At 63.2% G+C, this 22,544-nt stretch carries 24 protein-coding genes, 1 tRNA gene and 1 pseudogene; 17 read left to right on the top strand and 9 right to left on the bottom strand.

Annotated features, from left to right (window positions below):
* Window positions 1-38 precede the first annotated feature (38 nt).
* The 12 genes from EPD80_RS01755 (at window position 39) to ychF (ending at window position 10,215) form a co-directional block, all read left to right on the top strand.
* Window positions 39-464 (top strand): Fur family transcriptional regulator, encoded by a 426-nt coding sequence (locus EPD80_RS01755; RefSeq protein ID WP_142808921.1) that lies wholly within the window; start codon window positions 39-41, stop codon window positions 462-464.
* 97 nt (window positions 465-561) lie between these two features.
* The gene (locus EPD80_RS01750; protein WP_142808919.1) at window positions 562-1,332 is read left to right on the top strand and encodes a metal ABC transporter ATP-binding protein; all 771 of its coding nucleotides are present in this window, start codon (window positions 562-564) and stop codon (window positions 1,330-1,332) included.
* Entirely contained in the window at window positions 1,329-2,201 is an 873-nt protein-coding gene (locus EPD80_RS01745) for a metal ABC transporter permease (RefSeq protein WP_142808917.1), read from the top strand. Before EPD80_RS01750 ends, EPD80_RS01745 begins: the two co-directional genes overlap by 4 nt.
* A 21-nt stretch (window positions 2,202-2,222) precedes the next feature.
* On the top strand, window positions 2,223-3,209 hold the full coding sequence (locus tag EPD80_RS01740; protein ID WP_142808915.1) for a metal ABC transporter solute-binding protein, Zn/Mn family: 987 nt from the start codon (window positions 2,223-2,225) through the stop codon (window positions 3,207-3,209).
* A 124-nt stretch (window positions 3,210-3,333) separates the two neighbouring features.
* Window positions 3,334-5,052, top strand: coding sequence for a tetratricopeptide repeat protein (locus EPD80_RS01735; RefSeq protein WP_185957667.1), 1,719 nt, complete (start codon window positions 3,334-3,336; stop codon window positions 5,050-5,052).
* Window positions 5,053-5,273: 221 nt separating this feature from the next.
* Window positions 5,274-5,813, top strand: coding sequence for an outer membrane lipoprotein LolB (locus tag EPD80_RS01730; protein ID WP_185957666.1), 540 nt, complete (start codon window positions 5,274-5,276; stop codon window positions 5,811-5,813).
* Window positions 5,810-6,652, top strand: a complete 843-nt coding sequence (gene ispE, locus EPD80_RS01725) for a 4-(cytidine 5'-diphospho)-2-C-methyl-D-erythritol kinase (protein WP_142808910.1) — start codon at window positions 5,810-5,812, stop codon at window positions 6,650-6,652. Before EPD80_RS01730 ends, ispE begins: the two co-directional genes overlap by 4 nt.
* A 22-nt stretch (window positions 6,653-6,674) precedes the next feature.
* A tRNA-Gln gene (locus EPD80_RS01720) sits at window positions 6,675-6,751 on the top strand.
* A gap of 87 nt (window positions 6,752-6,838) precedes the next feature.
* On the top strand, window positions 6,839-7,789 hold the full coding sequence (locus EPD80_RS01715; protein WP_142804780.1) for a ribose-phosphate pyrophosphokinase: 951 nt from the start codon (window positions 6,839-6,841) through the stop codon (window positions 7,787-7,789).
* An 88-nt stretch (window positions 7,790-7,877) separates the two neighbouring features.
* Entirely contained in the window at window positions 7,878-8,483 is a 606-nt protein-coding gene (locus EPD80_RS01710) for a 50S ribosomal protein L25/general stress protein Ctc (RefSeq protein ID WP_142808908.1), read from the top strand.
* Between the two features lie 20 nt (window positions 8,484-8,503).
* A complete protein-coding gene (gene pth / locus EPD80_RS01705; protein WP_142808907.1) occupies window positions 8,504-9,127 on the top strand; it encodes an aminoacyl-tRNA hydrolase in 624 nt (207 codons plus the stop codon).
* Window positions 9,124-10,215: a redox-regulated ATPase YchF gene (gene ychF / locus EPD80_RS01700; protein ID WP_142808905.1), complete on the top strand. Its 1,092-nt coding sequence runs from the start codon at window positions 9,124-9,126 to the stop codon at window positions 10,213-10,215. The genes pth and ychF overlap by 4 nt, the downstream gene beginning before the upstream one ends.
* Before the next feature lie 49 nt (window positions 10,216-10,264).
* Here the strand turns inward: ychF and EPD80_RS01695 are convergent, their stop codons facing one another.
* The gene (locus EPD80_RS01695) at window positions 10,265-10,933 is read right to left on the bottom strand and encodes a cupin domain-containing protein (protein WP_142808904.1); all 669 of its coding nucleotides are present in this window, start codon (window positions 10,931-10,933) and stop codon (window positions 10,265-10,267) included.
* A gap of 709 nt (window positions 10,934-11,642) precedes the next feature.
* A complete protein-coding gene (locus EPD80_RS01690) occupies window positions 11,643-12,254 on the bottom strand; it encodes a hypothetical protein (protein ID WP_142808902.1) in 612 nt (203 codons plus the stop codon).
* A gap of 185 nt (window positions 12,255-12,439) precedes the next feature.
* Here EPD80_RS01690 and EPD80_RS01685 point away from each other — a divergent pair, with 185 nt between their 5' ends.
* From EPD80_RS01685 to EPD80_RS01665, 5 genes and pseudogenes are all read left to right on the top strand, one after another.
* Window positions 12,440-12,748 (top strand): gamma-glutamyltransferase, encoded by a 309-nt coding sequence (locus tag EPD80_RS01685; RefSeq protein ID WP_221928773.1) that lies wholly within the window; start codon window positions 12,440-12,442, stop codon window positions 12,746-12,748.
* A pseudogene (gene istB / locus EPD80_RS01680) lies at window positions 12,660-13,390 on the top strand (IS21-like element helper ATPase IstB). The gene EPD80_RS01685 and the pseudogene istB overlap by 89 nt, the downstream one beginning before the upstream one ends.
* Before the next feature lie 310 nt (window positions 13,391-13,700).
* Complete coding sequence (locus EPD80_RS01675; protein ID WP_221928772.1) at window positions 13,701-14,645, top strand: DMT family transporter; 945 nt, start codon at window positions 13,701-13,703, stop codon at window positions 14,643-14,645.
* 107 nt (window positions 14,646-14,752) lie between these two features.
* On the top strand, window positions 14,753-16,147 hold the full coding sequence (locus EPD80_RS01670) for an amidase (protein WP_142808899.1): 1,395 nt from the start codon (window positions 14,753-14,755) through the stop codon (window positions 16,145-16,147).
* 23 nt (window positions 16,148-16,170) lie between these two features.
* Complete coding sequence (locus EPD80_RS01665) at window positions 16,171-16,941, top strand: SIR2 family NAD-dependent protein deacylase (RefSeq protein WP_142808898.1); 771 nt, start codon at window positions 16,171-16,173, stop codon at window positions 16,939-16,941.
* A gap of 7 nt (window positions 16,942-16,948) precedes the next feature.
* Here the strand turns inward: EPD80_RS01665 and EPD80_RS01660 are convergent, their stop codons facing one another.
* From EPD80_RS01660 to EPD80_RS01630, 7 genes are read right to left on the bottom strand one after another with little or no spacing between them, the layout of a single operon-like run.
* Window positions 16,949-17,881, bottom strand: coding sequence for a SphA family protein (locus EPD80_RS01660; protein WP_142808896.1), 933 nt, complete (start codon window positions 17,879-17,881; stop codon window positions 16,949-16,951).
* 30 nt (window positions 17,882-17,911) lie between these two features.
* Window positions 17,912-18,103: a 4-oxalocrotonate tautomerase gene (locus EPD80_RS01655; protein WP_142808895.1), complete on the bottom strand. Its 192-nt coding sequence runs from the start codon at window positions 18,101-18,103 to the stop codon at window positions 17,912-17,914.
* A gap of 15 nt (window positions 18,104-18,118) precedes the next feature.
* Window positions 18,119-18,907, bottom strand: coding sequence for a 2-oxo-3-hexenedioate decarboxylase (dmpH, locus tag EPD80_RS01650; protein ID WP_142808893.1), 789 nt, complete (start codon window positions 18,905-18,907; stop codon window positions 18,119-18,121).
* Entirely contained in the window at window positions 18,904-19,935 is a 1,032-nt protein-coding gene (gene dmpG / locus EPD80_RS01645) for a 4-hydroxy-2-oxovalerate aldolase (protein ID WP_142808890.1), read from the bottom strand. Before dmpG ends, dmpH begins: the two co-directional genes overlap by 4 nt.
* 15 nt (window positions 19,936-19,950) lie before the next feature.
* Window positions 19,951-20,874, bottom strand: a complete 924-nt coding sequence (locus EPD80_RS01640; protein WP_142808888.1) for an acetaldehyde dehydrogenase (acetylating) — start codon at window positions 20,872-20,874, stop codon at window positions 19,951-19,953.
* Between the two features lie 21 nt (window positions 20,875-20,895).
* Window positions 20,896-21,678 (bottom strand): 2-oxopent-4-enoate hydratase, encoded by a 783-nt coding sequence (gene dmpE, locus EPD80_RS01635; protein WP_142809341.1) that lies wholly within the window; start codon window positions 21,676-21,678, stop codon window positions 20,896-20,898.
* Window positions 21,678-22,541 carry an alpha/beta fold hydrolase gene (locus EPD80_RS01630; protein ID WP_142808886.1) on the bottom strand — a complete coding sequence of 288 codons (864 nt, stop codon included), beginning with the start codon at window positions 22,539-22,541 and terminating at the stop codon, window positions 21,678-21,680. Before EPD80_RS01630 ends, dmpE begins: the two co-directional genes overlap by 1 nt.
* Window positions 22,542-22,544: the final 3 nt, after the last annotated feature.

Here is a 22,544-nt window from a genome sequence, read left to right as displayed (position 1 = left end):
TGCAATAAAATGGCAAAAAGACCCGAACGAAACCCGCCATGACCGATCCAGATCTTTCCCGGCGCATCCGCGATGCCGGCGGCCGCGTGACCACGGCGCGCCTGGCCGTATTGCGATGTCTGGCGGACGCCGACGAGCCGCTCACGCCCGATGAGGTATTGGAGCACCTCGGCCGGAATTCCGATCACGTCCCAGATCGGGTCACCATCTATCGCGCGATCGACTGGCTCGCCGTCCACGGTCTGGTACGGCGGCTGGCGACGGTAGGGCGCGCCGCCCGCTACGAGCCGGTCGAGGATAAGGAAGCGCATGCCCATTTCCAGTGCCGCCGCTGCGCTCAAACGCGCTGCCTGCCCGCACCCACACCGCCGCTGCCGCCGCTGCCGCCGGGGTATGCGGCCGAACGCGTCGAGCTGGTGATCCACGGCCTGTGCGCCGCCTGCCGTACTGGAGATACCCCATGAGCGCCCGATCCTTGTGGACGTTGGGCATCGTCGGTCGCCTCGGTCTGGCGACGCTGCCCCTGGGGCTCATCTGGCTGCTCTACGTCTGGGGTACCCGATGAATAGCCCGGGCATCGTCCTGCACGATCTCACCGCCGGCTACGGCCGCCATCCGGCCATCCATCACCTGCATGCAACGATCCCCTGCGGCGCGCTACTCGCCGTGGCCGGGCCCAACGGTGCCGGCAAGTCGACGCTGCTCAAAGTGCTCGCCGGCGAGCTCAAGCCCATGACCGGTCGCGTCGGCATGCCGCCCGAGTACCGGCAGCGACTCGCCTACCTCACGCAGCAGCCGACTTGGTCCCTGGATTTCCCCGTCGACGTCCACGACGCGGTGGCCATGGGCTGCTGGCCTTGGCTCGGTCCTTGGCGCGCCCTCGATGAAGCGGCACACCGTCGGGTGGCGGAAGCCATTGCGGCGGTCAAATTGCAAGGATTCGAGCATCGGCCGCTCCAATCGCTCTCCGGGGGCCAATTGCAGCGGGTGCGCTTTGCCCAGATCATCGTGCAGGATGCCCGGCTCATCCTGCTCGACGAGCCGTTCAACGCACTCGATGAGTCCACCGAGGAAGAATTCCTCGCCCTCCTCCGTCGCTGGCACGACGAAGGGCGCACCGTGATCGCCGTGCTGCACGATCTCGAACGGGTACGACGTCACTTCCCTCTGACCCTGCTGCTCGCGCGCGAGCTCGTCGCCTTCGGCCCCACCGAAGCGGTGCTGAGCGCCGAGCACCTCGAACGCGCCCGACACCATGCGGAAGCCTTCGACGAGCATGCCGCCCCTTGTCCCCTGCCCGCGGACGAGGAAAAAGACGAAGTCCCCCAATGACCTTGCCCCAGCTCCTCACCCCCTTTGCCGACTATGATTTCATGCGCCGGGCGCTCGCCGGCGCCCTGATGCTCACGCTGGGCGCCACTCCCGTGGGCGTCTTCCTCATGCTGCGCCGCATGAGCCTCATGGCCGATGCCATGAGCCACGCGGTTCTTCCGGGCGTAGCCGCCGCCTACTTTTTCTCCGGCCTATCCCTGGGCGCGATGACGCTCGGCGGCCTGGCCGCAGGCGTGCTCGTGGCGATCGCCACGGGCTGGGCGGCACGCCACTCGGTACTCTTCGAAGACACCGCCATGGGGACGTTCCAGATCCTGTCGCTCACCGCCGGCATCCTGCTCATGACGGCGCACGGCCGCCCCGTGGACGTGCTACAGCTGCTCTTCGGTTCGATCCTCGCGATCGACCGCGACACGCTCACGCTCATCGCCCTGGTGGCCTCCGCCACGCTGGTGCTACTCGCCCTGGGCTGGCGCATCCTCGTACTCGAATGTTTCGACGCCCCTTTCCTGCGCCGCCACAGCCCGCGCCTGTCGGCGCTGGCGCACTACGGATTCCTCGTCCTGGTGGTACTCAACCTCGTGGCCGCCTTCCATGCCATCGGCACCCTGCTGGCGATCAGCGTGCTGATCCTGCCCGCTGCCACCGCCCGCCTGTGGGTCAACGGCCTGGGGAAAGCGCTCGTGCTCGCCGCCGGCTGCGGCGCCCTGGGCAGTTACCTCGGGCTCGTCGCGTCGTTTCGCTGGGACCTCCCCGCCGGTCCGGCCATCGCACTCGCACTCGCGCTGCCCTATCTCATCTCGCTCTTGCTCGCCCCGCACGGCTTTCTACGCCGGCGCCATCCGCGCAAACGCCACCTCGAAAACTGAACCGATCGGAGTTCCCCCATCATGCTTACTGCCCGCCGCCGCATCCTCCTGGCACTTGCCACCGCGCCGCTGCTCGGGCTGCGCGCCCCCAAAGTTCAGGCGAGTTCCCCTCTGCCCGTCGTCGCCACTTTTTCCATCGCTGCCGACTGGATACGCCAAGTGGGCGGCGATCGCGTGCAGGTCACCTCCCTGATCGGCCCGGACGCCGATGCGCACGGCTACCAACCCAAACCCTCGGACACCCGCGCCATCAAGGAAGCTGCCCTCGTCGTCGGCATCGATTTGGGGTTCGACGACTGGGTCGAACGGCTCGCCCGTAGCGCGGGCAAGAAAAACGACTTGCTACTGCTCGGCAAAATCTTGCTCGCCGAAAAGGCCCTCCTGTCCGCCGTCGCCTTACACGACGGTCACGACCACCACGACCGTCATGATGCGCACGACCATAAAGGCGATCACCCCGCGCATGGGGAGTTCGACCCCCATTTCTGGCAGGACCCACGCCTCGTGGCCCAGGCAATGCCGCCGCTAGCCGAAGCGCTCGCCCAGCGCGATCCCGCGCACGCCGACCACTACCGGCGACGCGCCGCTGAATATGCGAATAGTCTCGAATCCCTGTGGCGTCAATGGAGCGAACGCTTTGCCGCCCTTCCTCCCGACGCACGCCGCGCCTACACCAATCACGACGCCTTCCGTTACCTCGCCCGGGCCTACGGCCTCGAACTCATCGGCATCCAGGGCGTCGTACCGCACGGCGAGCTCAGCGCCAAGGCACTTGCCGCGCTCGCCGATCGCGCACGACGCGAGGGCATTCGCGTCGCCTTCCTAGAGAACGTCGCCGATCCCCGCCTCGTCGAGCAACTACGCCGCGAATCGGGACTCACCGTGGGCGGACGTCTCTATTCGGATGCCCTCAGCGGGCCCACCGGCCCCGCCCCCACCTACCTCGACCTGGTCGAAGTCAACGCCCGTACACTCCATGAGGCGCTCGCGGCGTCGTCAGCCCGCTGAACGACGCCGGGAGCGCGGATCGGCCATTTCTGCGCTATCCTATGGAAAACGTCGACCGGGAGAGGAAGTGGCGTCATGGTCGCGCGCCCTTTCCTCGATCCGGCCTTCCTCTCATCGAGATGCCATGAACCGTCGCTTTGGCCGTATTCTCCTGTCGCTGGGCCTGTCCACGGCCTGTGCCTGCGCGCTCGCCCAATCGCCCCACCCCCCCGCGGACACTGCCCCCCCCATCGTGTCATCCGCCGAAGGATTGGACGGCGAAACCCTCTATTGGACGCTCATCGGCGAGATCGCACTGAGGCAACAAGACTTCGGCAGCGCAGCGCAAGCCTTTCTGCTTGCCGCACAACACGCACGCGCTCCGGAACTCGCTCGCCGGGCTGCCGAGATCGCCGCCATCACCCGCCAAAACGAAATGCTCAACCGCGCCCTCACCCTATGGCGCCAAGTGGAACCGAACGCCGAGACCATCGAACGATTCGAACGCATGCGGGCCGAGCTCGACGCCCAACGCGAAAAAGCCGTCCTGGCCCAACTGGATGAAATCCTGAGGCGACACCCAGAACAACTCCCGAACAACCTGCTAGGGCTCAACGCCGCCCTCGAAGAGCTCGGCGACCCCGAAATGGCTCGCCGTATCATCGAGCTGGCCACCACGCCCTACCTCGAATACCCCGAAGCGCAACTCGCCCGTGCCGAAGCCGCACGCCGTGCCAACGACCTCCTCACGGCACGCATTGCAGCCGAACATGCGCTCTCCCTACGTCCCGACTGGGATCTCGCGCTGGCGCTATGGGCCGAAATCCTTGGCGAACTCGGCGAGACCGATACGGCAATCGCCCGCCTCGAAACCTACCTCCGAGAGTACCCTTACGCCCGAGTCGTACGTTTTACCCTGGCCAAGCACCTCGCCGTGACCCCCGGCCGGGAAGAAGAATCCTTACGACACCTCGAAATACTGCTGGCGAATGCCCCTGACGATGCGCAATTGCTCCAGGCCGTGGCATTGATGGCCGAACGCACCGGCCACCTCGACCGCGCCATCTCCGCCCTCGAGCACGTCATTTCCAAAGGCGGAGACAACGTCGATTTTCTGCGCCTCCAACTCGCGCAACTCTACCTTACCGCCAAGCAGCCACGTCGCGCTGAATCCGTATTGCGCCAAATCACCCACCCCGCCCTCGAAGACCAAAGCAAGCGCCTGCTCGCGCACGCGCTCGCCAAACAAGGCAAGATCGACGCCGCCTTCGAAACGCTCGACCAGACGAGGATCGTACTCGACCCGACAACGGAGGTTCTGCTCAAGAGTCGCTTGCTACAAGATGCCGGCCGTTTGGAAGACGCCCGTCGCTGGGTCGACGAAGCAATCGCCGAGCTCGGCGACGAACCCGATCTGCTCTATGAATATGCCATGATTCTGGAACGGCTCGGAAGACACGAATCCGCCGAAGGATACTTGCGCAAACTCATCGCGCTATATCCCGACCATGCCCATGGCCTCAATGCCCTGGGCTATCTACTCGCCGATGCCAACCGCGACCTCGACGAAGCCGAACGCCTGCTCACCCGGGCGCTCGAGCTCGCTCCCAACGATCCGTTCATCCTCGACAGCGTCGGCTGGCTACGCTATCGCCAGGGGCGGCTCGAAGAAGCGCTTTCCCTGCTGCAAAACGCCTACCGACGCCAGTACGACCCCGAGATCGCCGCCCATTTGGTCGAAGTCCTCACCGTCCTCGGGCGACACGAAGAAGCCCAAGCCCTGCTCAAACAAGCGACTGCACGCTCACCCGATGCCGAGCCGCTACAACGCGTGCGGCGCTGGCTCGAGCAACGGAACCGATGATCCCTCGTGAAAAATTCGTCGGCAGCAAAATCCTCGCCAGGCGTCCCCTGTACTGCAACGATCTATCTTGCCGCTGCCGCAAAAGCCCCTCGAGATCGGCTGCAAGGGTAGACAGCCGAAGCGCAGGCTGTGAGCCACATCACCTCGATGGGCAAACGTTCGAGCATCGGAGAACGCCGCCATGCAGCCATCGTGCTTGGTTCATCGCCTACCTACTCCCCTTGCTGCTCCTGCTCGTCGGCGGCTGCGCCACTTCCCCGGTCGACACCCCTTCTGCGACCACACCGACGCAAGTTCCATATCGCGAAACGTTCCGCCTCGGCGGCCGCTTGCTCGCCGAAGATGACCAACAGCGTTTTGCGACCTCCTTTTCCTGGGACCACGCCCCCAAACGCAGCACGCTCACTCTGCTCTCCCCCACCGGACAAACTTTGGCGATCCTGACACTCGAAACCAGCGTAGCCACCCTGCGCACACCCGATGGCGAACGCCAGGAAACCGACGCCGCTGCGCTCCTCGAACCGCTCCTCGGATTCGCCCCGCCCCCACTGTCCGCCCTCACCGCCTGGATCCAAGGCCATCCCGGGCCTACGCCCGACCGGATCGAACGCGACCCGACGGGCAGACTCCAGCGCGTCTGGCATTCTGGTTGGATCGTCACGTTCGACTCCTGGCAAGACGCCCGTCCCCGGCGCCTGACGATCGAGCGCGGCGCCGCACGGTTGGTCCTGCTCCTCGACACCTGGAACCCCGAATCATGAGCGCGCGGCTCAGCGGCTGTCCGGCCCCGGCCAAGCTCAACACCTTCCTGCACGTCGTCGGTCGGCGTAAAGACGGCTACCACCTGCTGCAATCGCACTTTCGCCTCATCGATTGGAGCGACACCCTCGACTTCGTGCGCCGCGACGACGGACGCATCCGCCGCACGCATGAGCTCCCCGGCGTACCGGAATCGGCCGATCTCACCCTGCGGGCCGCCCATCTGCTCCAGTCGCGTCTCGGCACCCCTTACGGAGTCGACATCACCCTGCACAAAGTCCTGCCCACGGGCGCAGGCCTGGGCGGCGGCAGTTCGGATGCCGCCACCACCCTGATTGCCCTCAACCGTTTGTGGCAGGGGGGACTTTCCCGGGCCCAGCTCATGGAACTCGGCCTGCAGCTCGGCGCCGACGTTCCTTTCTTCCTCTTCGGCGAAGACGCCTTCGTCGAAGGTATCGGCGAGCGCCTCACCCCGTACCCTGGCCCCGAACGTTGGTTCCTGATCCTGTGGCCAGGCGTCAACGTCCCTACATCACGGGTTTTCGCCTCGCCCCGCTTGACAAGAAATACCCCCATTGGCACAATAGCGTCTCTCGCAACGACGCCTCCGCGAAACGATCTCGAACCAGTAGTAAGAGAGCTGTTTCCGGAAGTCGATGCGGCGCTGGAATGGCTCGCCCGGCATGCCGGAGCGGCCAGGATGAGTGGGTCGGGCAGTTGCGTGTTCGCCGAATTCGCGGAGCCCTCCGAGGCCGAGCGCATCGCCGCCGAAGTGCCTTCGGGCTGGCAGCCGAAGGTCGTGCGAACCCTGCATCGCCATCCACTCCATGATTGGATCTGAGCGCCGCTGCGAACCGGTTACTTGGGGAGTCGCCAAGCTGGTCAAGGCACCGGATTTTGATTCCGGCATTCGAGGGTTCGAATCCTTCCTCCCCAGCCAACACGACGGGCAGGCAAGCATCGCCTGCCCGTTTCGACTTTCACGGGTCTGGTCCCGTGAAGACGGACTCGGGTGCGGAGAATACGCATGCCTCGCGGCAGCATGATGGTTTTCACCGGCAACGCCAACCCCAAGCTCGCACAAGACGTCGTGCGGCGCCTGGGAATCCCGCTGGGAGCGGCCACGGTCGGCCGTTTCTCCGACGGAGAAATCAACGTCGAGATCCTGGAAAACGTCCGCGGTCAGGACGTCTTCATCCTGCAGCCCACCTGCGCCCCGACCAACGACAACCTGATGGAGCTCATCGTGCTGGTCGATGCGCTCAAGCGCGCCTCGGCCTGGCGCATTACCGCGGCCCTGCCCTACTTCGGCTATGCGCGACAAGACCGCCGCCCCCGCTCCGCCCGGGTGCCCATCACCGCCAAGGTCGTGGCCAACATGCTCCAGGCCGTGGGCGTGCAGCGCGTGCTCACCATGGATCTCCACGCCGACCAAATCCAAGGATTCTTCGACATCCCGGTGGACAACATCTACGCCACGCCGGTACTGCTCGACGACCTCGAAAAACAGCGTTACGAGAACCTCATGGTCGTATCGCCCGACGTCGGCGGCGTGGTGCGCGCCCGCGCGTTTGCCAAGCGCCTCGACTGCGACCTCGCGATCATCGACAAGCGCCGCCCCAAGGCCAACGTCTCCGAGGTCATGAACATCATCGGCGAAGTCAAGGGGCGCACCTGCGTCATCATGGACGACATCGTCGACACCGCCGGCACCCTCTGCAAGGCTGCCCAAGCGCTCAAGGAAAACGGTGCCACGCGCGTGCTCGCCTACTGTACCCATCCCGTGCTCTCCGGCACGGCGGTCGCCCGTATCCAAGATTCCGAACTCGACGAACTCGTGGTCACCGATACCATCCCGCTGCGTGACGATGCCCGCGCCTGTCCCAGGATTCGCCAAATTTCCGTCGGCGCCCTGCTTGCCGACACTTTGCTGCGCATCAGCAACGAGGAATCCGTCAGTTCCCTGTTCAGCGAATGAGCGCTCTAATTTTCCCCGACGCGCGAGCGTCGGGAGTTTACGCCGCCTGGTCGCGGGCGGCACCCAGCAACCGTAAGGAGAACTCCTCATGCAAATCACCGTGAAAGCCAGCCGGAGAACCGAGCAGGGATCGCGTGCGAGCCGCCGCCTGCGTCGTGCCGGCCGCGTGCCCGGAATCGTCTATGGTGGCGACAAGCCCCCCCAACCGATCACCCTCGATCACAACGAGCTCTACCACCAGCTCAACAACGAGGCCTTCCACGCCTCGATCCTGACGCTCGAGATCGACGGCGAGCGCGAGAGCGTCCTGCTGCGCGATACTCAATGGCACGCCTACAAACCGCTCGTGCTGCACGTCGATTTCCAGCGCGTCTCGGCCGGCGAGAAGATTCACCTCAACGTGCCGCTGCACTTCGTCGGCGGTGAGAACAGCCCCGCCGTCAAGCTCGGCGGCTGCATCATCAGCCACGTACTCACCGAAATCGAGGTACGCTGCCTGCCCAAGGATCTGCCCGAATACATCACCGTCGACCTCTCCAATATGCAGCCCGAACAATCCTTGCACCTGTCGCAGCTCGAACTCCCCCCCGGCGTTGAAGCCGTACACCACGGCGAAGGCGATCCGGTCGTGGCCACGGCGCTCAAGGTGCGCGGCGAAAGTGGGCCTGAGGGCGGCGAAACCACCGAAAGCTGAATGAGGCAGACAACCCGGCGATGACGCGACTCCCTACCGCCTCACCGCGCCTCGTGGTCGGCCTCGGCAACCCCGGGGCCGAATACGCCCAGACCCGGCACAATGCCGGGTTTTGGTTTTGTGAGCGGCTCGCCGAGCGGCTCGGCATCACGCTCGCCCCCGAGAGTCGATTTCACGGCCTCGTCGGCCGCGCGGGTGAGCTGCGGCTGTTGCTGCCCACCACCTATATGAACCGCAGCGGGCTGGCGGTGGGAACACTCGCGCGCTTCTTTCGCATCGAACCCGAAGCGATCCTCGTGGTCCACGATGAACTGGACCTCCCCCCCGGGCAGGTGCGCCTCAAGTTCGGCGGCAGCCACGCCGGCCACAACGGCCTCAAAGACATCCAAGCAGCGCTCGGCACTGACCATTTCTGGCGTTTGCGCCTAGGGATCGGCCACCCGGGGCAGCGCGACGCAGTGATCCACTACGTACTCAAGCCCCCCCGCGCCGAAGAGCGCGAGGCGATCGAGGAGGCCATCGAGCGCGCGCTCGCCGCCTGGCACGACATCGCCGCCGGGCAGTGGGAACGCGCCATGGGGCGCATCAACGCCAAACCCAAACCGCCCAAGAGCGGCCCAACGGACAAGGAAGTGAAGTCATGAGTCTGCGCTGTGGCATCGTCGGACTACCCAACGTCGGCAAATCCACCCTCTTCAACGCGCTTACCAAAGCGGGGATCGAAGCGGCCAACTACCCCTTCTGCACCATCGAACCCAACGTGGGCGTGGTCGAAGTCCCCGACCCGCGCCTAGCCGAACTCGCCCGCATCGTACAGCCCCAGCGCATCGTCCCGGCCATCGTCGAATTCGTCGACATCGCCGGACTGGTGGCCGGCGCGAGCAAGGGCGAGGGGCTGGGCAATCAGTTCCTCGCCAACATCCGCGAGACCGACGCCATCGTGCACGTCGTGCGTTGTTTCGAGGATCCCAACGTGGTGCACGTCGCCGGCGGCGTCGATCCCTTGCGCGACATCGAGGTGATCGACACCGAGCTCGCGCTCGCCGATCTCGCCACGGTGGAAAAGGCGCTCACCCGCTGGCGCAAGCCGGCACAGGCCGGGGACAAGGACGCCAAGGCGCTGGTGGCCGTACTCGAACGCGCCTACGCCCAGCTCGACGCCGGCAAACCGGTGCGGGCGCTCGCGCTCACCAAGGAAGAGCGGGCGCTCCTCAAACCCCTCTTTCTGCTCACCGCCAAGCCCGTGCTCTATGCCGCGAACGTGAGCGAGAGCGGTTTCGCCGACAACCCCCTGCTCGAAGCCGTGCGTGAGCACGCCGCCGCCGAGGGGGCCGAAGTCGTTCCCATCTGCGCCGCGATCGAATCCGAGATCGCCGAGCTCGACGACGAGGACAAACAAGCCTTCCTTGCCGAGATGGGGCTGGAGGAACCTGGCCTGAACCGGCTCATTCGCGCCGCCTACCGGCTCCTCGGTTTGCAGACCTACTTCACCGCCGGCGTCAAGGAAGTACGCGCCTGGACCATTCCCGTCGGCGCCACCGCGCCGCAAGCCGCCGGCGTCATCCACACCGACTTCGAGCGCGGCTTCATCCGCGCCCAAACCATCGCCTACGAGGACTTCATTCATTACGGCGGCGAACACGGTGCCAAAGAGGCCGGTAAGATGCGCGCCGAGGGCAAGGAGTACGTGGTGCAGGACGGCGACGTGATCCACTTCCTGTTCAACGTCTGAGCGCAGCGTCTGTAGGGGCAACAGATTCCCTGCCTCTGCACCCGGGGCGTCATCTGGAAGCTGGGAGATGCCCCGTTTTCACCCAGATCTCGGTCCCTTGCGCTCCAGCGACGGCGTCCAGGGTGGCGCCACTCGGCAGCCGCAGCCATGACAGCCGGCGGAAGCGTTCGCCGCTTTCCTCGAAGTCGCCGTCGAGAACCAGCAATTCGGCGCCGCCGGCGATATCGACCCAACGCACATGGGCATGAGGCGCCCATCGCTGCATCCGCACGGTTTCGTTGCCTCGCATGAAAAGTGTCTTGGACGAAACGCCTGGAGTTCCCACGATAGGCTGGTAAGGGAGGATCTTCGTGTCGAGCCTCACGAATTCCTGGTCGCCAGGGTCGAACTGCCAGAGCTTCACGAAAATCATACAGCCGGACCGAGAACCGGGCGTGTGGCGACTTTGCGGGGGATTGCGCACGTAACTCCCGACCGGGTACGCCCCACTTTCGTCCTCAAACACGCCCTCCAGCACCAAGAATTCCTCACCGCCACCATGAGTGTGCGTCGGGAAAGTGCTGTTGGGGGCGTAACGAACGATGGACGTAGCACGCGCCACCTCGTCCCCGATACGATCCAACATGCGCCGATCGACCCCCGGCGTCGGTGACGGCACCCAGGGAAGATCGGCGGCATGAACGGCTACGCGCTTGGAAAAATCGGCGTTCAGTTCCATGATCTATCCTTGATCTATTCTCCGGTTCATGCGCACCTTCCGGCAAGTTCACGCCAATGAAATCGAGAATGCACTTAGAGTAATGAATAGAGATTTTGTTTTTCATTGTACCCCGCATCGGCAACCTGGGTTTGGGAAATCAACTGCTGCCTCATCATGCGGAAACGGGCAAACGACGACGTCAAGGCGCGACCCGTCGAAGTAAGAGCATCCCCTACACGGCCAGCGCCACGCAGCAGAAAAAAGACCTCCACTCAACCCAGACCCAGTTCCGCCTCGGCCGCGGATCGAACCCGCTCGGGCTGCCGATGCACGATAAAAGGTCGATCTGGGTGATCAGCATCCGGTCGCGCTGCCGGCGGAACGGGGGCGCAAACCGGTCCAACAGGGGCGAGCAGAGGAATCTCCAGGTGCAGGGAAACTGGATCAGGGCGAAGAAGCCTATGATCTTCAGATCGACGTCTTCGCTGCGCAACCAGGAAGACAGCAGATTGACGAGCAGGTAGAGCGGCAGCCCCGGGGGCAAAACCGGTACAGATGCAGACCAGCATCTTGCGGATCAGGAGCGGGGCAAGCCAGGTGGGCGCGGTCATGGGGTGAGTGAAGAAGGCGAGACGGGGATTATAGGCGACGGCCTGAACCCCAGAGAACGCCACCGGGCGGGAAGATCACGGGAAAGTGATCGACCAACCCGCGAAAGACCATGGGTTTATCTTTGCCGTTCTAGATCGGTACGGCAAGACAAAGGCCGTATCATTTCCTCCGGCACCATCTCCAACAATCGGGTGGCCACTTTGGCCGCCATTTCTTTGCCGCTGATCTCTTCGATCAGGAAGAGACATTCATGAAATGCGTCCAACAACGATTCCGGAGAGCGAGCCTCTCGCAGATAGGCTCTAGCCACTTCTTCCTGATCCCCGAGTAGCCGATGCACCATATCGAACATATACATTCGTGCCATGGCGACGGAACGTCGCCGATTGCGCGACGGAGTCGCATTGCCATGGTGCTCGTTGCCTCCTCGTACATCGGCAGGTTCGTCGCCAGCCTCACTGGTCACAGCGTCCCGCGAAGCAGGTGGCGGATAACGCGCCGAGGCAACCGAGACCGCCAAAAGCCCTTGATCGATGAGTTCGAGCGCCGAGGAATATGCATTGGGCCCCAGTATCGAGGCGATATCGCCCAAGGGACGTCGTCCATCGCACAAAATCAGGATGCGACGTAGCCGCGCCGGAACACCGCGGCTACGTCGCTCGATTTCCTCGAGCCCTTCGGCCGTCTTCGTCAAGACGACCTCCTGTGAGAGGAAAATTTCTGCCATGATGCTCTTCGCCTGCGAGAAGCATCATCCTACGAACAACCGATTACCGGATTGTGAATCTTCCGGCAGTATCATTTTTCTCTGGTTGTGTACCATCCTTTCTGTAAATTCCGTTTAGCGCCTCTGGCAGGAAGTGCGCCACGCTCGGTCTGACGCCATGACTTCGAGAAAGGAGTATGCCCATCATGGCGATGCGTGTCGAAACCAATCCTTTGGAAATGGCTTATGCTGTGTTGCGGAGCAGCGATCTTGCCGCCTATGTCGCGCAGATCATCGGGCCACTTGCCGTGCGCCTGGCCAACAGCACGATCTATAATCTGCCGCCGCCCACTCAGGGCTTGGCCTCGCTGATGATTCTTGGCATCTTCGAACGCCTCGGCATCACCGAGGGCGAAGGCTTTGCCCATGTGCATGGCCTGGTTGCAGCTCCCCTTCATCGCCCAGGGATACGCGGCCGCTGCCCAGGAATCGGCCCGCGGGGAGCACTCCTATAGCGATTTCCTCGAGACGGTGCTCAAGAGCGAACATGCTCACCCGCTTGGCGGGATTTCCGGCGATCAAGACCCTCGAGCAGTTCGACTACGCCTTTGCCAGCGGCGTCAAACGCCAGCACATCGACGAGCTCGCGGGCCTGGGCTTTCTCGAACGGGGAGAGAACGTCGTGCTCCTGGGCCCCTCGGGCGTGGGCAAAACGCATCTGGCCATCGCCTTGGGCTATCGGGCGGCACAGGCCGGTGTCAAGACGCGTTTCACGACCGCGGCCGAGTTGCTGCTCACCCTGTCGGCCGCACATGCCCAGAATCGGCTCAAAACGGTCATGCACCGTACCATCGCTGCCTATCTTGCTCATCATCGACGAGATCGACTATCTGCCCATGAATCGGGAACAAGCCAATCTCTTCTTTCAGGTCATCGCCCAGCGCTACGAGAAGGGCAGCGTGATCGTCACGAGCAATCTTCCCTTCGGGCAGTGGGACGCCACCTTCGCCCAGGACAGCACCCTGACGGCGGCCTTGCTCGATCGGCTCCTGCACCATGCGCACATCGTGCCCATCGCCGGGGAGAGCTACCGCCTCAGGCATCAACGCCAAGCGGGGATGCTCGCCGCCAGAAATGCCGCAGTGACGCCCGACTAGCATCGCTTGCGTCAAGGGGGTGTATCAGTTTTACTTCGTTGATTGGAGCAAAACTGTATCAGTTTTCAATCGGTGTTGACAGCGGCATCCGAACGGTTTGATCGAAGGCGCTTGGGATCCACGCAGTGATGGTTCCGTTGCTGCCCTGTAGAGTTCTGGTGGGACGAGCAAAGGCGTCGTAGCACGATGTGTGGAACCTAGGCGACCACGCGAATCAGAACCACTGACTGTGTCCGGGCAGTACTTTTCCGCTGACCGCGGCCACTCTTCATGGGACAATTCTGCTCTCTGTCGCCCTGGGGAATGCCGCATGAGCATGGATACTGAGGAGCGCATCGTCGAATCCGCCCCACTGTCTTCGCGTCACGCTTGGGGACTGCTCGTGCTCATCGTCGTGCTCTGGGGGATCAGCTGGCCCGTGATGAAATATGGGCTCCACTATGTTCCCCCGCTCACGTTCGGCGCCTTGCGCATGACCCTGGGCACCATGATCATCTCTGTGGCTGCGGCGGCGTGTGGTCAGTGGCGTGTTCCTTTGCGTGAAGACTGGCCATTGGTGCTGGCCGTTGGGTTACTGCAGATGGCTGCCTTCACTGGCCTGGTGCAGATCGGACTGCAATACGTCCCGGCAGGACGCTCCTCTATCCTCGCGTACACCACCCCGCTGTGGGTATTGCCTCTGGCGGTCTGGCGTCTCCGCGAACCCTTGACCCGCCTGCGCCTGCTCGGCGTGACCGTTGGCTTGACCGGCGTGCTCGTCCTGTTCAACCCATTCCATTTCGATTGGGGAGACATCCACGTCGTCTTCGGCAATGGTGCGCTGCTACTGGCGGCCCTATTGTGGGCGCTCATGATCGTCAAAGTGCGCGGCTACCGGTGGCGCAGCTCGCCCCTCGCCCTGGCTCCCTGGCAAATGGGCATTGCCGCCCTCGCGCTCTGGCCGCTCGCTTATGTCTTTGAGGATTTCGGCCAGATCCGCTGGGGCGGACCCCTTGTCTTGGTACTGCTCTACAACGGCCCCGTGACCACGGCTTTCTGCTTCTGGGCGATGATCAATGTGACGCGCTCGCTGCCAGCCATCACCACCAGCCTGGCTTCGCTCGGGGTGCCCCTCATCGGTTCGCTTCTCTCCCTGGCCATGCTCGGGGAAGTCCCTACCCCGAGTGAAGTGTTCGGTTTCGCTCTCATCCTACTCGGAGTCGTCTCCGCCACGCTCGACGATGCCTTGCGCCACCGTGCTCAGATTCGCTCTTGAGCGCGCCTCGCCCCTTCAATCGTAGGGGGAAACAGCAGGGATTTGCAGAGCGAATGGACTTGCGCTAAGCTGAGCTTGAGCGCCTCCTCTAGTCGCGGAGCAATCCCATGACCGACCTCCTTCCTTACGTCAGCATGAGCGAACTCGGTGCGGCCTATCGTCGCAAATCCCTCTCACCGGTGGAAGTCACGCGGGCGCTGCTCGAACGCATCGAAATCCTCGATGCCCGCCTACACAGCTTCCTGACGGTAACCGCCGAGACTGCACTGGCTCAAGCCAAGCGCGCCGAAGAGGAATTCCACCGCGGCATCGATCGCGGTCCGATGCAGGGCATACCCATCGGCATCAAGGATCTCTGCGAGACGGCCGGCATTCGTACCACTTGGGGCAGCAAGGCTTTCCTTGATCACATCCCCCACACGACGGCTACCGTCGTCGAGCGTCTCTTGAGCGCAGGTGCGGTCATGCTCGGCAAGCTGCACATGACCGAAGGCGCTTTCACGGCCCATCACCCCGAATTCCCAACCCCCGTCAATCCTTGGGATCCGGCCCACTGGACGGGCGTGTCCTCGAGCGGCTCGGGCGTTGCCGTGGCTGCAGGTCTGTGTGCTGGCGCCATCGGTACCGATACCGGCGGCTCCATTCGTTTTCCTTCGGGAGCCAATGGGATCACGGGGCTCAAACCCACCTGGGGGCGCGTCAGCCGCTACGGGGTACTGCCGCTGGCGGACAGCCTCGATCACGTCGGCCCAATGACGCGCAGCGCCGACGACGCCGCCTTCATGTTCGCCGCCATGGCTGGAGCCGATCCGCGCGATCCGACCACGCTCGAATATCCCGTTCCCGAGCCGGGGATGAAGGTGGAGCCCGCCGAAGTGCGCATCGGCTTCGATCCTCGCTACGCCTACGAACCCTGCGATAACGACACCCGACGCGTCCTCGACGAAGCCCTGCAGGCTTTCGCCGCGCTTGGGGCGCGCATCGTCGAAGTGCAGATGCCAGATCGTACCGAAGCCGTCATCCGTGGCTGGACGGCTTTTTGCGCCGTGGAAACCGCCCTGGCTCATGCCCCTTATTATCCCCAACGTCAATCAGATTACGGACCGGTGCTGCGCCAGCTCATCGAGCTCGGTGCGGCCGTGCCGGGACAAGAATTTGCCCGCATCTATCATGATCGACTCGTCTTCACTGGGCAACTGCGCAAGCTGCTGCGCGAAGTCGATGTCCTGCTCGTTCCGATCCATCCCTTTGGCAATCCCACCAACGCGCAAGTCGAAGCCCTCTTCAGCGAACCAGACGGAATAGAAAATGCGCTACGCTATACCGCTCCTTTCGATATGTCCGGCAGCCCGACCTTGACGTTACCCGGGGGAGTCACCGGCACAGGATTACCCATCGGCTTCCAGCTCGTTGGACGGCACCTGGAAGAAGGGCTTTTGCTCGGTCTGGGCCATTCCTATCAGGAGATCACGGATTGGCATCGCCGCCATCCGTTGCTATGACGGGAACGGGAGCAAGAACGCCTATGGATCGCGACGACAACGAATATATCGTCGAAATCGCCGGGCTGCTCGCCGCCTCACGCCGGCCGCTCTTCATCACCGGGGCCGGCATTTCGGCGGCCTCGGGTTTGCCGACTTACCGCGGCGTTGGCGGCCTATATGAAAATGGCGTCAATGAGGAGGGCATCCCTTTCGAGGAAGTGCTCTCCGGTTACATGCTGCGCACCCGACCAGAGCTCACGTGGCGCGAGATCGTGCGTATGGCACATCGCCTCGCGGGCAAGGCTCAAGTGAATGCCGCGCACCGCGCCATCGCTGAAGTACCGCACGCGGTGGTGCTCACGCAAAACGTCGATGGACTACACCTCGAAGCCGGTAGTCGCCATGTAATCGAGATCCACGGCAACCTCCGTGAGCTGCTCTGTACCGTTTGCACGTACCGGCGTGCGAACGACGATTGGCAAAATCTGCCCATTCCGCCGCGCTGCCCTGAATGCGGCGCAGTGATGCGCCCCAGCGCAGTGCTCTTCGGCGAAGCCTTGCCGCCTGCAGCCCTTGCCCGGCTCGACGAAGAACTTGCGCGCGGTTTCGACCTCGTCTTCACTATCGGCACCACCAGCCTCTTTCCCTATATCGCCGAACCGGTGGCGCTCGCCGCCAGCGCCGGCATACCTACGGTGGAAATCAACCCGGAACGAACCGCCGTCTCGCATCTCGTCGATTACCGCCTGCGCGGCGACGCGGCCGAGCTCCTGCCACGAATCGTGGCCGGAGCGCGGGCGCGGGAGGGATAAATCTTGATTACTGTAGCGGCATGATGAGTTTGAAGTAGAACTTGTCCCCTTCGAAACGGTTTTCGACGTGGCTCTCGTGCTGCCACTGGGCCACCATGTGCGTCCCCTTGGCCGTGGCGTAAGTCACGCTGGGGCCGATGGCGAATACCTGCCCCCGTCGGCCATCGGACCATGGTCCCATTTCAGAAGAGATCTTCTTACCATCGATTTCATCGTCCGTCGTCTGCTTGAGGTAGTAGCCCGCCAACCCTACCCCCCACTGACCAAAGCGCTTGCCCACGAGATAATCCATGTGGAATTCGTCACCGGACTGATAATCCATTTTCGGAGCACCTCGCGCGGGGCGAAAATCTTGATTCTCCGTCTTGATGTTGTACATGAACTTGGCGGATACTTCCCAGCCGGTATCACCGAGATAGGTGAATGCAAAGAGCGGTTCGAAGCTCCAGTAGTTCGCGCCGATGCTCTTCGTCGGATCGCCCGATTTGTACTTGCCGGTGGGCACGTTGATGTCCACCCCGGCCACCCAGTGCCAATTGTCCTTGTGCCACGCGAGAAAAAATGGGTTGAACGTCATATCGCCCAAAGCGAATTTATCGCTGGATCGACCTCCCAAGGACAGATCCTGGTAGACGAACGGCATAATGACGTGCCAGCCCCAGTTACCGCCCAGGAATTTCCGCTCACTCACGTGCACGTAACGCAAAGCATCAAACCACGCAGAGACGTCGTTCCCCCCCTTCACCTTGCGCCCATCACCATCGACGAGGTCGCCGCTGTAATACCCAAAATAGTTGATGAAGTAGTCACCCGGCGGGGGGATCGCCCCGGCGAGCCAGTTTTCGGCCCCGTTGGGGTATTGGTCTCCTCCTTCCTTGGCAAGGACTGGGACCGTCAGACCAGCGCACAGCAGCGCTGCCACGATTTTCTTCTTGTTCATCACCTCCTCCTTTTTATCGTTTGTTCGGACTCAACGTCCCAGGTCTTTGGCCGTCATGCCGCCGATACCCCATTGCGACTTCGGCACTTCCTGGATCATCACGCGGACGTTCTCCTTGGGTGAACCGAGCGATTCGACTAGCGCCTCGGTCACTTTGGCGATTGCCGCCTTTTTCTGCTCTTCGGTACGACCTTCAAGGATGTAGATCTGTACGAACGGCACGATTTTTCTCCCTTTTCAACGAAAACGAACCCCGACTGATCCCAGGTGCTGGACGCGCAGCGTGATCGCGTCTCCTTTTTGCACGCTCACGGCTTCCGTGATTCCGCCCGAGAGGATGAGGCTGCCGGCCGGGATCTCCTCACCACGCCGGCCCAGTTCGTTGGCGAGCATGGCAATGGCGCTCGCCGGATGTCCCAGCACGGCAGCGCCGGCACCGAAGGCCACGGGTTCGCCGTTTTTCTCCAGCACCACCCCGATCGTGCGCAAATCGAGCTCCTGGGGTGGCGCGATGCGTCCGCCCACGACGAAACGGCTGCTTGAGCAGTTGTCGGCGATCACGCTCTTCAAATCGAACTTGAAATCACGGTAGCGGCTGTCGATCACCTCGATGGCGGGAATGACGAAGTCGGTGGCGGTGAGCACCGTGCCGATGTGGCAGCCCGGTCCCTTGAGCGGCGCCTTGGTCACGAACGCGATCTCCGGTTCCACCTTGGGGTGGATGAGCGCGCTCGTGTCGATTTCCCCCCCTTCGGGAACGGCATAGTCATCGACGAGGAACCCGAAACAGGGGGTGGAGACGCCCATCTGCCGCATTTTGGCGTGGGAGGTGAGCCCTGCCTTGAAACCGACCACCCGCGCACCCCGGGCGAGCTTGCGCTGCTTGATCGCCTCCTGGATGGCATAAGCGTCCTCCCAGTCCATGTCGGGATGCTCGTCGGTGATCTTGGTCGTGTCGCGCGCCTCGAGCTCGCAGCGCTCGAGGTGTTCAGCCAAGTGTTCGATCACTTCCCGGGTGAGTTTCATACCGCCATCTCCCGCGCTTTGGCCATGCTGAGCGCCGTATCTTCGATCATGTCTTCCTGCCCCCCCACCATGCCGCGACGCCCCAGTTCGACCAGGAGCTCGCGCGCCGGGATGCCGTATTTCTGCTCGGCACGTTTGGCAAAGAGCAGGAAAGAGCCGTAGACGCCGGCGTAGCCCAGGGTGAGCGCGTCGCGATCGATGCGGATGGGGAAGTCCATGATCGGCACGACCAGGTCTTCGGCCACGTCCTGGATCTTGAAAACGTCGATGCCCGTCTCGATGCCCATGAGATCGCACACGGCCACCAGCACTTCGGTGGGCGTGTTGCCTGCGCCCGCCCCCAGCCCCGCGGCCGAACCATCGATGCGCACAGCCCCCACTTCGATCGCGGCGAGCGAATTGGCTATCGCCATGCCCAGGTTATTGTGCGCGTGGAACCCCACTTCGGTCTCGGGCTTGAGCGCCTCGCGCACCGCACCCACTCGCGCCTTGACGCCGTCGGGCAGCAGATGCCCGGCCGAGTCGGTGACGTAGATGCAGTTGGCCCCGTAGCTCTCCATGAGCTTGGCTTGCTGCACCAGACCTTCGGGCGTGTTCATGTGGGCCATCATGAGAAAGCCCACGGTGTCCATGCCGAGTTTGCGTGCCATGCCGATGTGCTGCTCAGAGACGTCGGCCTCGGTGCAGTGCGTTGCCACGCGGATGGTATTTACCCCGAGTTCATGGGCCATCTTCAAGTGATCGACGGTGCCGATGCCCGGCAGCAGCAGGGCGGAGACCTTGGCACGTTTGAGCTGAGGGATGACGGCGGCGAGGTATTCTTCGTCGCTGTGTGCCGGGAAACCGTAATTGACCGACGCACCACCGAGCCCGTCGCCGTGGGAGATCTCAATGAGGGGCACGCCGGCCTCATCGAGCCCCTTGGCGATCGCCACCATCTGCTCGAGTGTAATCTGATGGCGCTTGGGGTGCATCCCGTCGCGCAGGGTCATGTCATGAACGGTGATTTTTTTGCCGCGAAGATCCATTCTTCTCTCCTCCTATCAGGCGAGCGCCACGGCGCGGTTGGGTTCGAGCCGCAGCTTGCCGGCCAGGATTTCTTCGGCGAACATCTCGGCGGTTCGTGCCGCGGCCGCCGTCATGATGTCAAGGTTGCCGGCGTATTTGGGCAGGTAATCGCCCAGCCCTTCGACTTCGAGATAGACGGAGACGCGGTTGCCGTCGAAGACGGGGCCATTGACCAGCCGGTAGCCGGGAACGTATTTCTGCACTTCCTTGATCATTTCGTGGATCGAGGCGGTGATGAGCTCGCGCTCGGGTTCGGTCTCGGTGAGGCAGTGCACCGTGTCGCGCATGATGAGCGGCGGTTCGGCGGGGTTGAGGATGATGATGGCCTTGCCTTTCTTGGCGCCGCCCACTTTTTCCACCGCCCCGGCGGTGGTACGGGTGAATTCGTCGATGTTCTTACGCGTGCCCGGCCCGGCGGATTTGCTCGCCACGGTGGCGACGATCTCGCCATAGGCGACCGGCTGCACGCGGGAGACGGCATAGACCATGGGGATGGTCGCCTGACCCCCGCAGGTGACCATGTTGACGTTCATCTCGCCCTTGCCGACGTGTTCCTTGAGGTTGACCGGGGGAACACAGTAGGGGCCGATCGCCGCCGGCGTGAGGTCGATCATCAGCACGCCGAGCGCGTTGAGCTTGCGGCTGTTTTCCGGATGCACGTAGGCGCTGGTCGCGTCGAACGCGATGCGGATCTCGTCTTCTTCCACATGGGGCAGCAAGCCATCCACGCCTTCGGCAGTGGTCTTGAGCCCCATTTCGCGGGCGCGCGCAAGGCCTTCCGAGGCCGGGTCGATGCCGACCATCCACACCGGCTCGAGCACGCTGCTGCGTTTGAGTTTGTAGAGCAGATCGGTGCCGATGTTGCCGGAGCCGATCACGGCGCAGCGGATCTTCTTCATGGGTTCCCTCTTTTTTGTGAGTCAGGTGAAACGAACCGAGCAGCGGCCAATGCCGCCGATCGTCACGCAGAGGCTGTCGCCCGCGCGCACCGGCACCATGGCAGCGAGTGAGCCGGAAAGAATGATCTCGCCAGCCTCGAGCGGCACGCCCAGCCGGCCGAGCGTATTGGCGAGCCAGGCCACGGCGTTGGCTGGCGCGCCGAGCGCAGCCGCTCCGGCCCCCGTGGCGACGATCTCGCCATTCTTCTCGAGCACCATGCCGCAGGTAGCCAAATCGACGCGGCGGGGATCGACCAACCGATCGCCGAGCACGAAGACGCCGCAGGAGGCGTTGTCCGCCACGGTGTCTTGAATCTTGATCTTCCAGTCGCGGATGCGGGAGTCGACGATCTCGAAACAGGCCATCACCGCTTCGGTGGCCGCGAGCACGTCGGCAGCAGTCACGCCGGGACCGCGCAGATCGCGCTTGAGCAGAAAGGCGATCTCGCCCTCGGCCTTGGGCTGGATGAGAGTGTCGGCGGGAATCGCCTCGCCCTCGTTGTAGACCATGCCGTCGAGCAGATAGCCGAAATCTGGCTGATACACGCCCAACATGTTCATGACGGCCTTGGAAGTGACGCCGATTTTCTTGCCGACGACGCGCTCGCCAGCGGCAAGCCGCTGCCCGATGAAATGCTGCTGGATGCGGTAGGCCGCCTCGATCGTGAGCTCCGGGTGGCGATCACTGAGCGGCTCGATCATGCGAGCGTCTTTCCACGCCTCGTAGAGCTCCGCGCCCAGTCGCTGCAACAGGGAATCTTCCATCATGCCGTTCCTTCCAGGGGATGAGGTTCGTCGATGCTCGCCTCGGCCAAGAAATCGCTCACCAGGCGGGCGAAGCGGTCGGCGTGCTCGATCTGCGTCCAATGCCCGCAGCGGCCAAAGACGTGCAGCTGCGCTCGTGAAATCCACTGCGACAGTTTGAGCGAAGTCTCGAGCGGAATGATGCGATCTTCGCGACCGTGAATGACCAAGGTTTCGTGCGGAATGGCGCGGATCGCCGCTTCGGGGCTGGCGAGCGCATCGACCCAACGCTGGCGCGGCGCGGGGAACATGGCGGCGAAACTCTCCTGAAACCCGGGACGAATGCTCGCGCGATAGCGCAGTTCGGCCAGTTCGTCGTTGACCAGATTCCGATTCCAGGCGAAGAGATCCATGATCTTGCGCATGTTCTCGAAACTGGGCGTATAGCCCCACACGGCATCCAGACCGGGCGTGATCTCGAAGTGAACCCCAGCACTGCCCATCAGCACGAGCCTACGCACGCGATGGGGATGACGAATGGTGAGCGCGAGCGACAGCGCCCCGCCAAAGGAATTGCCCACCAGGTCGACTTTTTCGAGACCGAGCGCGTCGAGCAGGCCCAAGGCGTGCTGAACCCAGTTGTCCATCGAATAGGTGTAGCCCTGCGGACGTTCGGTGAAGCCAAAACCCACCATGTCGGGGGCGATCACCCGGCACTTTTCCGCCAGCTTGGGCATCACCAGCCGCCAGTTGGCCCAAGCCGACACACCGGGGCCGGAACCATGGATGAGGAGGACGGGAAAGCCGCTACCCATGTCATGGTAGTTGGTACGAATCCCGGCGGCGACGATACTGCGGCCGATTTCGGGGTTGTTTTCGCTCATCGT

Source organism: Tepidiphilus olei, from assembly GCF_006980705.1.
In the GTDB taxonomy this organism is placed as follows: domain Bacteria; phylum Pseudomonadota; class Gammaproteobacteria; order Burkholderiales; family Rhodocyclaceae; genus Tepidiphilus; species Tepidiphilus olei.
The sequence above is the reverse complement of the archived record's forward strand: the minus strand, read 5'-3'. Positions and strand labels throughout refer to the sequence as shown.